Origin of the sequence: Pseudomonas sp. NFACC16-2, assembly GCF_900119205.1 — a bacterium.
Taxonomy (GTDB): domain Bacteria; phylum Pseudomonadota; class Gammaproteobacteria; order Pseudomonadales; family Pseudomonadaceae; genus Aquipseudomonas; species Aquipseudomonas fluorescens_Q.
Map to the genome: position 1 here is coordinate 117,556 of NZ_FPIX01000012.1, position 12,831 is coordinate 130,386.

The window sequence follows — 12,831 nt, forward strand, 5'->3', positions numbered from 1 at the left end:
CCACCTGTGGGCGAGCTTGCTCGCGATAGCGGTCGTCCAGCCAACACAGCTGTTGGATCAACCATCGCTCCCAAAAGGGCTCAGGGTTCCAGGCCTATGGGGAAGAACACGCCACCGCTCCACACGCCCAACCAGCGCTGTCCGTCGATCTCGCGACTGACCGCCAGCTCCACCAGTTGGTAGAACACATTGCGATGGATCAGTGCTTCGAGATTGCTGCGCACATGCACGTAGGGCGCGGGTTCCTGGGTCTGGGGATCGATCACCACCCGCAGCGGATGCTCGCCGCCGGCCTCAGTGGTTTCCTCGACATTGGTGGTGAAGCGCAACAACTGACCTTCCCCCTGCCCTTCGACCTCAAGGGTCACGGCCACGAACGGCACGTCATCGACCTTGATGCCGACTTTTTCCACAGGGGTAATCAGGAAGTAATCATCGCCGTCGCGGCGGATGATGGTGGAGAACAGCTTGACCATCGGCTTTCGCCCGATAGGCGTACCCAGGTAATACCAGGTGCCGTCCCGGGCGATGCGCATGTCGATGTCGCCGCAGAAGTCAGGGTTCCACAAGTGAACCGGCGGCAGGCCTTTGGTCTTGGGGATCTGCCCCAGCAAGTCATTGGCTTTTTGCGGTCCGCTCATGGTGACTCCTGATTATTTATTCGTCGCTCATCCCCAGCAGGCTGCGGGCATATTCACGCAAAGGCGTGGCGATGAGGTCTTGTGGCTGCTTGTCGTGCAACGTCAGTAAACCGCCACGACTCTTGATTCGTGCAGTATCAATCAAATACTGGGTGCTGGTCTCGATCAACATGATTTGAATCACGCTGGTATCGACACCCAAGCGATCCAAGGCTTCTTCATCCTGCCATTCATCCGTGTTGCCGATGCGGTTGTCAGCCTTGGCAAAGCGGGTGTACAGCAAATAATGGGCGCCAGCGGAACGGGCCTCGCCCATGGCCTGGTCGAGGCCTTCGGGAACGCGGGCGCGACGGACCATGGGGAAATATTCGATGAAGCCATTGAAGGCTTCCTCGGCCACGACGTTGGGACGCGGATAAGCGCTGCCTGGCGGAGCGAAGGCGCCCTGGGCGATGTAGATGAACGAGTCGGGCTGAATACGCAGGTTGTTCACACGACGGCTGTCGCTATGGTCCAGCAGGCCGGCGTCGCTCATGTGGTAACGAACGCCCTCTCCCATGTCACTGACATTCATGCAGCCACCAAGCGCCAAAATGGCCAGCAGCAAAACCAGGCTACGCATCCTACCCTCCAAAAACCGGTGTCGGAAAACCGGCGAATGGTCGTGGGATGCAGCTTTTGCGCCAGCTTGATGGGGGGGACGATTCGTTCCTGTGGCGAGGGGATTTATCCCCGCTGGGTTGCGCAGCAACCCCAAGAACTATCGCCTCGGAGCATCAGGTCGAATATTTCTATCCTTTGGGGGCGCTTCGCACCCAGCGGGGATAAATCCCCTCACCACAAAAGCCTTATTCAGCCGCCGATGATTTTCATGATGGTCGCGCCGCCGGAGAATGCCACTTCCTGCTTGTCCCCCAACGCCTTGACCAACAAGCGCTGAAGCGCCGGCAATGCCTGGTGGCGGGGCTTGTCCAGCAGGTCGCCGACGAAGTGACGGTTACTCGACGACAGGCAGCCATGCAGCCAACCCGTGGAAGACAACCGCAACCGTGAGCAGGTACGGCAGAAAGGCACGCTTTCGTTGGCGATCACGCCAAAGTGCCCCAGCCCCGGTATCTCATAGCGCACCGCGGTAGCATCCACCGGCGCATCGGCTTGCAGGTACTCGTACTGATCACCGATCAGGCTGAGCAGTTGCTGGAGGCTGACGAACTGTTGCAGGAAGGCATTGGAGTCGCTGGCCAGGTGCCCCATGCGCATCAACTCGATGAAACGCAACTCATAGCCACGTTCCAGACAGTATTCGAGCAAAGGCATCACCTGATCCAGGTTCTGCCCGCGCAACGGCACCATGTTGACCTTGATCTTCATCCCGGCGGCTCGGGCCTGTTCCATGCCGTCGAGCACGGTCGCCAGATCGCCGCCCCGGGCGATACTGCGAAACGCGGCGGGGTCCAGGGTGTCGAGGGAAACGTTGATGCGACGGATACCGGCGTCTACCAGCAAGGGCAGTTTTTTCGCCAGCAACTGGCCATTGGTGGTCAGGCTGATGTCTTCCAGGCCCATCTGCCCCACCGCCATCATGAAACGCTCGAGCTTGGGGCTGACCAACGGTTCGCCGCCAGTGATGCGCAGCCGCTCGATGCCAGCGGCCTCGATCAAATAGGCCACGCCACGCGCCATGGCCTCGGCCGACAGTTCATCCTGCGCAGCCACCAACCGCTTGCCGTCAGGCACGCAATAGGTACAGGCGTAATTGCAGGCTGAAGTCAGGCTTATCCGCAGATTACGGAAACGCCTGCCTTGACGGTCAACGATCATGGGTCACTCCGGCACGAGAAAAATCGGACTCGCGAAAATTGACCTAGAAATCAAGATTTCGCAAGACCCAAGCCTGAGTATATTACTGGGACACTGCGCCATGTAAGCGGACATGGCGCAATAAGACAGCTGAATGTCTTGGCCTGTGCGGCCTTAGCTGCTCGGGACGTCGGTATCGCGCTTGCGCTTGTTGCCCATGCGCACACCAATGTCCATCAGGAACTGGAAGAAACCTTCCTGATCTTCCAGCACGTTGCTCCAGAACGGCGAGTGATACAGCGCCACCGCGCCATGCACCAGCGCCCAGGCAGCGCAGTAATGGAAATAAGGCGGCACGTCTTCGAGCTTGCCTTCGCTGATCCGGCCCTTGATCAGCAGAGTCAGGCGTTCGAAGTTCGAGGCGCGGATCTTGTGCAGCTCCTCGACCATCTCCGGCACCTGGTTGCCCTTGACCACTTTCTCTTCCAGGCGATCGAACAAGCGGTAGCGCTGCGGGTCGCGCATGCGGAACTCGAAGTAGGCCCGGGACAGGGCCTCCTTGTCCTTGTCCACATCGGCCGAATGCAGCAGCTCGTTCAAATCGCGCTCGTAGTCGAGCATCAGGCGCAGGTAGATCTCCGCCTTGGATTTGAAATGTTTATAAATCGTGCCTTTGCCGATACCCACGGCATCCGCAATCATCTCGACGGTGACACTGTCTTCACCCTGGTCGAGGAACAACTTGAGCGCGGTGTCGAGAATTTCCTGCTCGCGGCGGCGAAACTCACGGACCTTACGGGGTTCTTTGTGCATAAGAAAAAGGTCTGAAGGGTCAAAATTCGAAGCCGGGTATTATGCCTAACTTACGCAAAAATGCACGGATCATCCGTTCTCGGCCACTGTTCTTCACAAAACCGACACGCCCGGCTCGCCGTTTCTCACGCCAATGCGCCGCGCCTGCGAGCTTTGGCGACAGTGAGAACTTATCCGAAGCGAGCGTATTCCAAATTTGTTTAAAAACCACCCCGGCCAGACTGGACGGGTTGGCATACTGATCAATACTTGAACTGTCGGCGCGACATCTCCCCCAAGTGACGCGCTGATGAAGGTACCAACGGACCGCGTGCCTTTGTTTTACTCCTAATGGTCTTAACCCGGATTCACCCCCCAGAACCCGGGTTTTTTTTGCATGGAATTCAGGCTTGCGCCACACGCACGTGAGCCAGTGGAAACAACTGCTTAAAATTTTCCGTCGTCTGCTCGGCAAACCGCTCGTAGGACTCACCGCGCAGCATCGCCAGAAACTCTGCCACTTCCCGTACGTATTGCGGAAGGTTCGGCTTGCCACGATAGGGAATGGGCGCCAGGTAAGGCGAGTCTGTCTCCACCAGCAGCCGATCAGCCGGCACTTTGCTGGCAACGTCGCGCAATGCATCGGCATTGCGGAACGTGACAATCCCGGACAAGGAAATGTAATAGCCCATGTCCAGGGCGGCCTTGGCCATGTCCCAATCTTCGGTGAAGCAATGCAGCACCCCCGCCTGGGGCAGCGCGGCGTCACGCAGCAAGGCCAGGGTGTCAGCCCGGGCGCCGCGGGTGTGGATGATCACCGGCTTGCCGGTTTGCCGGGCGGCCTCCAGGTGCAGCCGAAACGACGCCTGCTGCACGTCGGCGGCTTCCGGCTCGTAGTGATAGTCCAGGCCGGTTTCGCCGATGGCGACTACCCGTGGATGGTCCAGCTCACGCAACAGCCAATCGAGCGCCGGCGCGGCGTCGGGCTGGACATCCAGCGGGTGAACACCGACCGAGCAATCGACATCGGCATAACGTTCGGCCAGCGCCTTGACGTCGGCGGCGTTGTCGGCGCTGACGCCAATGCACAGGAAATGACCGACACCCCGTTCACGGGCCGCGTCCAGCGCAGCATCCAGGGAGCCGCCATGGGCAGCGAGGTCGAGACGGTCAAGGTGACAATGGGAATCTACAAGCATAAAAGGCCGGGCTACATCGTATGAGTGGGACGGTCGGACTTCAGGGAGCCGGCCAAGTGGGTTTCGATCTGATTGCGGGCTGAATTGTCGCCGTCGCTGAATTGCACACCAACGCCAGCGGCCCTGTTGCCCTGGGCGCCTTTGGGGGTTATCCAGATCACCTTGCCGGCGACCGGGATCTTTTCCGATTCATCCATCAGGCTCAAGAGCATGAACACTTCATCACCCAAGCGATAATTCTTGTTGGTGGGAATGAACAGGCCGCCGTTCTTGATGAAAGGCATGTAGGCGGCATAAAGCACCGATTTGTCCTTGATAGTCAGGGACAGGATGCCGTTGCGTGGCCCGGGACTGACAGGTTCGTTCATGCTGATCTCCGCTGCGATTGAGCTGAGTTTAGCGTCCTGTATCACAAATACTGTTCCTTTTTGACGGCGTCTGTTGTCGTCAAAAAAAGGAACGTATTCGCGAAACAGGACACTGGGCCGTGTCTGTCAGTTTCGACCAGGCAAACTCGCCCACTGCACCAACAGCGCCTCGAGCAACAGCACCCGATTGAGGTTCGCTTTGCCCAGCACCTTCTGACGTTGGGCAAGAATCCAGTCCTGAATGTTCAAGATTTTATCTTGGCTGCTTTTTTGCGCCAGGTACTGGATCACCTTGCGCATGTCCGCCAACCCCAGGCCGGCCTCGTCCTCGGTCAATTGGTAGCGCAGGATCAGGCTCGACCAGTCGCAGAACCAGTCAAACAGCAAGAGCAACGGGATCGCGTTCCAACCCTCGGCCAGTTGCGTGGGGGATTGCTGCTGCTTGAGCAGTTTCTTGACCCCATCCACCACCAAGGCCCGCTGCTCCCGTACACCTTGGGCCTGAAGGCTGACAGCCGCCAGGGGCGAGCCGGCCGCCAGGGTCAGCAACTCGACACGCTCTTCGTCGCTGCTGTCGGGCAAGGCCTGGGCCAGCCACTGCAAGCTCATCGCCTCGCTCGGCAGCGGGCAGGCCTGTTGCACGCAGCGACTCTTGATGGTCGGCAGCAAGCGACTCGGCTGGTGGCTGACCAGCAACAGCACGGTGTCGCCGGAAGGTTCTTCGAGACTTTTAAGCAAGGCGTTGGCGGCGTTGATGTTCATCGACTCGACGGGTTCGATCAGCACCACCTTGCGCCCGCCCATCTGAGAGGTCTGGACCACGAAGCTGACCAGATCCCGAACCTGGTCGACCTTGATCGCCTTGTCCGCCTCCTCCGGTTCCAGCACGTAATTATCGGGATGGCTGCCCGCCTTGAGCAGCAGGCAGGACTTGCACTCGCCGCAGGCGTTCGAGACACCAGGACGCTGGCACAGCAGGCTGGCCATCAGGCGCTCGGCCAGTGCCCGCTTGCCAATGCCGGCCGGGCCGTGCAGCAGATAGGCATGGGCATGCTGGGCACGACCGGCCAGTTGCTGCCAGAGGCCGTCTTGCCACGGATAGGCTTCAGCCACGGACACGCTCCAGCAAACGCGGCAGCAAGCCGTCCAGGGACTGCTGGACCTGGGTCAGTGGTTGCGCGGCATCGATCAGCAGGTAACGCGCCGGATCGGCCTTGGCGCGACTCAGGAAGGCACTGCGCACGGCATTGAAGAAAGCCTGGCCCTCCAGCTCGAAACGATCCAGCCGACCACGGGCACTGGCGCGGGCCAGGCCGATTTCCACCGGCAGGTCGAACACCAGGGTCAGGTCTGGCCGCAGGTCACCCTGGACGAAGGTTTCCAACGCGCCGATGCGCTCCACGGACAAGCCCCGGCCGCCGCCCTGGTAGGCATAGGTCGAATCTTGTTTTCGGTTTTCTGTAAACGTAAACATAGAAGGGTTATAATCCTTTTTATAAAACGTAAACACAGTCTGAAACCCAATAAACCCAGGGTTCACCAGCGAAATAGGAGTTCCACTGTGAGATCAATCATCGGCTTGGCCGCCCTGGCACGGTCAGGAAAAGACACCGTAGCATCAATGCTTCTGGCCTACCCGGGTGTGGCAGCCTTCGCTTTGGCCGATCCTTTGAAGGTCGGATGCCAAGCGCTTTTCGGCCTGACGGACGAAGAGACTTGGAGCGACGATCAAAAGGAAAAAAGCATTGAGCTGTGGGGCCGGTCGCCGAGAGAGTTCTTTCAGACGGTGGGTACCGAATGGATGCGCAATCATAACCCAGACCATTGGCTTGTGAGAGCGGATCGCGAAATCAATCCGCCCGCTTCCCACGTGAACGCCACAACCGCTGAAGCAAAAACAACCACAGACCAAAAAGCAAAAACAGAACAAAAACCTGACGCCCCATTTATTTTTGCCACCAAAGCATTTTTCGATTTCACAGATGACCAGCTCTGGAACCCTGCGAGCGCGGTCATCCAGGATGCCACCTGGGGTCTCTCCCCTGCCGAGGCGGTCGATCTGATCAAGCGCCTGGCTTACGCGATGTATCCGGACTACGACACGAGAAGAGCCCAGCGTGCTGTTGAGCCGTTGAAGCCACGCGGCCAGATCCCTGCGAGCGCCACGACCGTCATCTTCAAAGACATCCGCTTTGAAAATGAAGCTGCGTTCCTGCGTTCACATCACGGGAAGATCTGGCACATCACGCGCCCAAACCTGCAAAAGGTCAATGCGCACTCCTCCGAGCATGGCATTGCCCAGGCTGCCGGCGATATCAACATCGTGAATGACGGGTCTCTCGAAGACTTGAAGGCCTGTGTTGAACACGCATGGCACGCCCACTTGGCGACCACAAGCCAAGCCAGCCAAGACCAAAGTCCAAGCTAAAGCCTCAACCAAGCGAGCACCAACACCAACCAATAATAAGAATAAGAAGAAAACCGATGACAGCCTTCAACACCGCCGCCCCACAAACTGAAGCCCCCAATCCCCACAAGACAACAGCAGCAACAAAGGCCCAGACAGCGGACTCTACGATCCCCGCGGTCGAATCCTCGAATGGCGTTTCAATTCCATGCCGTTACATGTTGAGCCCGTATTACGACCCGAACTCGACGCTGTGCCAGTCGCTGGACTTTATCTTCCAGACGTACACCCCTGAACGTGCCCACTCCAATGGATACATGGTGCGATCAGCCATCGAGCACTTTCTGGACTACGCAAAACTGCACAACGATAGAAACCCTGAGCCGCTGCATATTAAAAAGTACACAGACATCAACTCGGAGGTTTTCATTACCTTCATCACCTATGTGCGTGATGTAGGTAGCCCAATGGAGATCGTTGAACGATTCAAGGGCGCAGCTATATGGGTTGCAAGGGAGACAGGAAAGCTCCCTCTTCTAAACTTGCCTGTCGTCCCGGTTGAAAAGGGTCATGGAAGTCCTCCTCTTACGTCTGAAGGCTTTGAATCATTTCAGAAGGCTTTGGAAGAGCACATCTCGAAATTGCGAGAGAAACTGACATTCCGGGATGTCGTAGACAATGCAGAGCCGTACACAGCAGCCGAAGTTATGGAAGCTGTACGCCCAGCACCTACCAAGGAAAGACTGCTTCAGTGGCAGACCTACGTAAAGACTCAACGAACGAAACCTAAACGATTGACGTATGCCACACGTTTCAGTCAGTGCGACGACGAGGAAATCCGGGCACTCCATCAGGACGAAGACTGCGTCAGCAAATTCAACCAAATCTACAAGCGCGACATCGGCAACTACGCCTTTGATGGGGGATACGATCCTTTCAAGACAGGTGGCTTCACGAACTGGGATATGGACTACGCGCGGGCGATCAAAACGTTCATCACGCATGGTTTCCCGTTCAAGTACACCATGGACGACCTTTACGATAACTATCGCCAACCTCACGTGACGGTCATTCCAGACGACTGCGATGACGTCATCAAGATGATCCTTCACCGTGTTACGACGGCAAACCGAAGCCGCACGACGGAGAGGCTGCTTCAACTGGACGAGTTGTTTTCGCTCTACTACCCCGACACTTTGGACATGACGGCGATTCTGCTGTTCATGATGTTCCAATCGGGCTGGAACAAAGAGACCGCACTCGCGATCGACCAAGATAATTTCGAGCATGTGTTGACCGGAACCATTGAAGCGGCGATCAAGGTGGTGTGGTCGGAGAAAAACCGCTCGCAGGGCGCTGGCAAGCCGTTCGAGACCCCCAAGCGCATTAACATGCCCACGCGCGACGACCAACCGAACAGCTTCTATAACCTCATTCTGCTGGCCCGAGAACTATCCAAGCCGCTCGCGCCCTACGATTTTGACCACATTCCGGCGCTGTCCTCCGAAGACCGTTTGAACCCGCTCTTCCTGTGCATCCGCCCCTGGGCCGAGTGGAAAAAAAGCGCTCGCCACACCTCGATTGCACACCCAAAGACATTCCGGGTAGGTGTTCAGTTTTTTCTGAGGCAATACGAGGTTATCGATAATGGAAACCGCCTGTCTGTGGCCAAGGAGCTGACGCGCCGCCTACGCCCCACCTGGCTTCTTTATAAGAAGAAAAACAACCCGATGGCGTTGCTCTCGATGACGATGGGACACGCGGATCGTGACACCACGGACATCTTTTACGATAACTCCAGCGCGGCTCACCAGGAGCGCCTGAGTCGCCTGCGATCGGCGCTGGAGGACGTTCTCAATCTTCTGCGCACTCGCCAGTTCAAAGGTTTGCTGGGCAAGAAAGCGCAGGCTGACGCCTCGGCGAAACTCAAAGTGTTCCACATCCCCGGCAAGGAAAAAGCGCTATGGGGGTGCGCCGACCAGAAAAAACCGGATTGGGCGGGTTCCGAAATCATCACGAGCACCGGTCGCAAGTGCTACTCGATGAAGGAATGCATCTTCTGCAGCCAGCTGCGGATCTTCGAAGACTCCCTACCGTACCTGATGGAACGTGAATCGCATCTGGACGAGCTTTTGGAAGACGCGTCCGAGTCCGGCTTCAGGTCGCGGTTGGCCAAAGAGCGCGAGGTGTTGAGGTTCATCCTCGATGAGTGGGGGGACGAAGATGAGATTGAGGCGGCCAGCCGCTACCGTCGTTACCAGTCTCCGCTGCTGCCGCGCGACCTGGACATCCTGGAAATCATCTTCGAAAGCGAGGACTACAATGTCTAATCACAACAACACCTCGCCAGGCCGCGAAAAACATCAGGTCGCCGAAGAATTTCAGGCCGTCAAAGATCAACTCGCCATCGACGAGCCAAACGCTACCGACGAGGCAAAAGCCCCAACGTCAGTTGCCGAGGTTGAGCAGGATGACCGCGCTGACAGATCTGCTATCGACGACAACGATGATAAGGACGATAGGGACGACAATGAGCTAACCGACGAGGAGCGGTTACTCCAAGACCTGGAGGAGGACGGGGCGGAGTCTGAAATTGAGGAAGTGGAAGCACTGAACGAAGAGTTCGAGGCTGAGGTCGCTGAGCCTTCCGTCACGCTTGTGAAGAAGCTTGAGTTGACCAACGGGGACTTTCCGGTCGGTGAGCGCTCCGGTTACAACGACGTCACCTGGTACCTGAAACACGGTAAACATGCCTTTCCCAATAACGTTCACTTCGACCGCACGCTTGAGGGCTCGAATACGCTAAAGCGGGCGTTGATCTACCACGTCATTCCTGAATTCTCTCCGTTCAGCTATATCCGCGCCTATTCGACGACCAAAGCGTGGGGCAACGAGTACAAGTTGCTGGAACAGCACATCTTCGAGCCGAACAAGCTGACGGCCAAGCCTGAACACATTCGGATGATTTCGGTGCCTATGCTGCTCAAGGCGTTTGAAGATGCGGCGAATACAGGGCTCAAGCATCAGCTTTTCACCCTGTTCAAGCTGGTGAAGTTCTGGATCAGCTTGTCCGAGCACAAACTGATTCCCCAGGAACTGCGCCTGGACATCAGGCTTGAGGACATTGATACCCCAGAGCGTCGCCGGGAAGCGGTGAGATTGCGATTCCAGGGCAGCCTGGAAGGCTGGGTGAGCTTTTCGGAAGAAGACCTGGAAGTCCTGATGGACTACTCGATGTTCTGGCTTGAAGGTGTCATGCCTAAGCTCAAGGCGCTTAAGGACTACCTGGTAGAGACGAAGGTTGCCTTCCTGTCCGACCAGATGCTGACCCGAACCACACGACAGCACGATCTCGAAGCGCTGATGACCATTACTGTCGACGGCAAGGAGGTCATGCGTCCGAGGTTCCGGGAGCACTTCAAATACGATGCTCTGAACTACTCATATACCTGGATCGAACCGTACGCGGACGTCCTTGATGGCATTCGTAACGCGATGTTCATCATGATCGCGTTGATCACCGGTGCTCGTAAGTCAGAGCTGGCCGTGATGAATTTCAGCGATCTGACCCAAGATGAGAATGGTGAATACTGGCTGCGCATCGTTCGCTGGAAAACTGCGAAAAGCCCTACCCACGGGGAGGTAGACCGCCTGCCGATTCCCAAGTTTTTGGGCGACATGATCCGTGAGTATGAAAATGTCCGAAGCATCAAGCCGTTTATTAAGCAGGGTTGGTTGTTCCAGGCCCAGAAGTCCAACAAGCAAGTCAAAAAAGCCACTCCTGCACTGATCAACTACGTCATCATCAGCCTCAAGAACGAGCTGCCAATTGAGCGCCTGCACTGCCACCGCTTCCGCAAAACCATTGCCGAGATCTTGATCAACCGGGATGAGCGGAACATCGACATCATCCGCGCGCTCTTTGGTCATAAAAGCTTTGCCATGACCTTACGTTACATCGCACGAAATCCGCTGATGGTGCGCACCGTGGCGATTGCCATCGAGCAGAGTTACACCCGGGAATTCCAGGAAATCGTGGCGGGCATCAGACTCGGCGCGCACTCCGGCGATGCCGCCAGGCGTATCTACAGCCAGATCTTCAAGCGCCCTGATGAGTTCGCCGGCAAGCAGCTCAAGGTTACTTTGCTGAGCTACGTCACGCACCTGCTCGCAGCGGGGGAACCCATTTTCGTGCGCAGGACGGCAGTGGGTACCTTTTGTATGTCTGGGGAGCATTTCACCCGGGATACCTTGCCTCCCTGTCTGAAGGGCCGCGAGCTGAACCTGAGCGGCGATCTGATCATGCCTGATCCCAACAATTGTCAACTGGAGTGCCGGAAAATCATCGTGCTCCAAACCGCCAGGCAATCGCTGAAGGACAACGAAACGTTCTACGTGAGCGTGCTGGAGAAAGCCAAAGGCAAGCTGAGCGCGAAGGCGGAATACGAGTTGCAGCGGCGCATTGCAGCGATTCGGGTTCACCTGAACAACCTTGAAACGTCTGGCCATTCCGCTTCTCAAATGATTGAGGTGCAGCATGTCTAAGCCAATCATGCCACCCGCGTTGGCTACGACGGACGATACGCAGGTGCTCAATCCGATTGCCGATGATCAAGGCCCGAGCAATGAGCGTCGAGCGCTTCTGATCAAGATCATTGTCGATCACCATCTCTCTGGTAGCACGGCCAAACTCAAGCTGGTAGATGTGGCAGAGCGTATGGGAATCAGCCGCCAAGCGCTGGATCGGTACTACGGCGATCTCAAGCCCTATATTGCAGGTAAACGGGATGTCGCCGACCTCGTTAATGGCAATGCACTGAAAGTGCAGATCCAGACCCAGACGGTCGTCAACGACATCGAGATCAAGTATCAGCAAAAGATAGAAAGGCTGCGTAAGGATCATGAAAGGGAGCTGGAAAAGTCCTTGAGCACCCATATCACGTCGCTCATGAATGGTGACCTCGTCCTGCTTGAGAGCAACAAGATGAGGATTGCACTGGAGAAGCAGACGCTTCATAACGCAGAGCTGCTTAAACAGATCCAGGCCCTGGAGCTCAAGCTGGCCTTGTCGATGGGTATGAGCGCATCTCATACTTCAGGTTTGGCTATTCCTACTCAGAACAAATTGGCGTTCGATCTGGACATCGAAACCTTGTGCATGGCTCACCAACGCGGGACGAGCCTGGAACAATTCGAGATGGCAAAGTCGTCCGAAATCAGGAAAATTCGCGACAAGCTGGACAAGTATGAAGGAACGCCAAATGTACATCTCATCTTATTTGCAGACCGTTACATTTCTCGATTCCGGAAGTTTGTCGACAACTACACCAGCCTGCGAAACGAATTAAGTCTGATTGTGCGGCTACCACTCTTTTCGCGCATTGAATTCCAAAACTTTCTCAAACCTTTGAGTCCGAAATTCAAGCGAAGCCTTTATATCCCCTACTCCAACTCCGACAGTGAAAAAAAGGCCCAGCGGGTATTCATCTATCAAAAATTCCCGTTACCCCCTACCGAAATTAAAGGCGCCGATAACGCAGACACACCCAATATTGCATGGGGCTTTGATGAAGTCGTCTTTTACAAAATAAAGCAGGGCGACTGATGAAACAACTTATGCAGAT

11 protein-coding genes and 1 pseudogene are annotated in these 12,831 nt (G+C 56.4%); 4 read left to right on the forward strand and 8 right to left on the reverse strand.

Features of this window, described 5'->3' with window-relative positions; translation table 11 throughout:
- Positions 1-80: 80 nt before the first annotated feature.
- The 8 genes and pseudogenes from BT116_RS13075 to BT116_RS13110 all read right to left on the reverse strand — a co-directional run.
- Positions 81-641, reverse strand: a complete 561-nt coding sequence (locus tag BT116_RS13075) for a DUF1285 domain-containing protein (RefSeq protein WP_072344208.1) — start codon at positions 639-641, stop codon at positions 81-83.
- A 16-nt stretch (positions 642-657) separates the two neighbouring features.
- The gene (locus BT116_RS13080) at positions 658-1,263 is read right to left on the reverse strand and encodes a DUF4823 domain-containing protein (RefSeq protein ID WP_063324923.1); all 606 of its coding nucleotides are present in this window, start codon (positions 1,261-1,263) and stop codon (positions 658-660) included.
- 230 nt (positions 1,264-1,493) lie between these two features.
- On the reverse strand, positions 1,494-2,462 hold the full coding sequence (locus BT116_RS13085; protein WP_072344211.1) for a GTP 3',8-cyclase MoaA: 969 nt from the start codon (positions 2,460-2,462) through the stop codon (positions 1,494-1,496).
- A gap of 153 nt (positions 2,463-2,615) precedes the next feature.
- Positions 2,616-3,254: a TetR/AcrR family transcriptional regulator gene (locus BT116_RS13090; RefSeq protein WP_003204240.1), complete on the reverse strand. Its 639-nt coding sequence runs from the start codon at positions 3,252-3,254 to the stop codon at positions 2,616-2,618.
- Between the two features lie 383 nt (positions 3,255-3,637).
- Complete coding sequence (locus BT116_RS13095) at positions 3,638-4,432, reverse strand: TatD family hydrolase (protein ID WP_063324921.1); 795 nt, start codon at positions 4,430-4,432, stop codon at positions 3,638-3,640.
- Between the two features lie 11 nt (positions 4,433-4,443).
- Entirely contained in the window at positions 4,444-4,800 is a 357-nt protein-coding gene (locus BT116_RS13100; protein WP_053180946.1) for a PilZ domain-containing protein, read from the reverse strand.
- A gap of 126 nt (positions 4,801-4,926) precedes the next feature.
- The gene (locus BT116_RS13105) at positions 4,927-5,913 is read right to left on the reverse strand and encodes a DNA polymerase III subunit delta' (protein WP_072344216.1); all 987 of its coding nucleotides are present in this window, start codon (positions 5,911-5,913) and stop codon (positions 4,927-4,929) included.
- A pseudogene (locus BT116_RS13110) lies at positions 5,906-6,256 on the reverse strand (dTMP kinase); the annotation flags it as partial. The pseudogene BT116_RS13110 and the gene BT116_RS13105, both read right to left, overlap by 8 nt.
- Positions 6,257-6,361: 105 nt before the next feature.
- On the opposite strand from BT116_RS13110, the gene BT116_RS13115 reads away from it, so the two are divergent.
- The 4 genes from BT116_RS13115 to BT116_RS13130 are packed head-to-tail and all read left to right on the forward strand — an operon-like array spanning position 6,362 to position 12,812.
- Positions 6,362-7,228 (forward strand): deoxynucleotide monophosphate kinase family protein, encoded by an 867-nt coding sequence (locus tag BT116_RS13115; protein ID WP_256572562.1) that lies wholly within the window; start codon positions 6,362-6,364, stop codon positions 7,226-7,228.
- 56 nt (positions 7,229-7,284) lie between these two features.
- A complete protein-coding gene (locus BT116_RS31050) occupies positions 7,285-9,537 on the forward strand; it encodes a hypothetical protein (protein ID WP_072344222.1) in 2,253 nt (750 codons plus the stop codon).
- Entirely contained in the window at positions 9,530-11,752 is a 2,223-nt protein-coding gene (locus tag BT116_RS13125) for a tyrosine-type recombinase/integrase (RefSeq protein ID WP_072344225.1), read from the forward strand. Before BT116_RS31050 ends, BT116_RS13125 begins: the two co-directional genes overlap by 8 nt.
- Entirely contained in the window at positions 11,745-12,812 is a 1,068-nt protein-coding gene (locus tag BT116_RS13130) for a hypothetical protein (RefSeq protein ID WP_072344228.1), read from the forward strand. The genes BT116_RS13125 and BT116_RS13130 overlap by 8 nt, the downstream gene beginning before the upstream one ends.
- Positions 12,813-12,831: the final 19 nt, after the last annotated feature.

Coding starts and splice junctions, on each gene's coding strand:
- BT116_RS13075 (WP_072344208.1), bottom strand. CDS start 641: ATGAGCGGACCGCAAAAAGCCAATGACTTGCTGGGGCAGATCCCCAAG.
- BT116_RS13080 (WP_063324923.1), bottom strand. CDS start 1,263: ATGCGTAGCCTGGTTTTGCTGCTGGCCATTTTGGCGCTTGGTGGCTGC.
- BT116_RS13085 (WP_072344211.1), bottom strand. CDS start 2,462: ATGATCGTTGACCGTCAAGGCAGGCGTTTCCGTAATCTGCGGATAAGC.
- BT116_RS13090 (WP_003204240.1), bottom strand. CDS start 3,254: ATGCACAAAGAACCCCGTAAGGTCCGTGAGTTTCGCCGCCGCGAGCAG.
- BT116_RS13095 (WP_063324921.1), bottom strand. CDS start 4,432: ATGCTTGTAGATTCCCATTGTCACCTTGACCGTCTCGACCTCGCTGCC.
- BT116_RS13100 (WP_053180946.1), bottom strand. CDS start 4,800: ATGAACGAACCTGTCAGTCCCGGGCCACGCAACGGCATCCTGTCCCTG.
- BT116_RS31050 (WP_072344222.1), top strand. CDS start 7,285: ATGACAGCCTTCAACACCGCCGCCCCACAAACTGAAGCCCCCAATCCC.
- BT116_RS13125 (WP_072344225.1), top strand. CDS start 9,530: ATGTCTAATCACAACAACACCTCGCCAGGCCGCGAAAAACATCAGGTC.
- BT116_RS13130 (WP_072344228.1), top strand. CDS start 11,745: ATGTCTAAGCCAATCATGCCACCCGCGTTGGCTACGACGGACGATACG.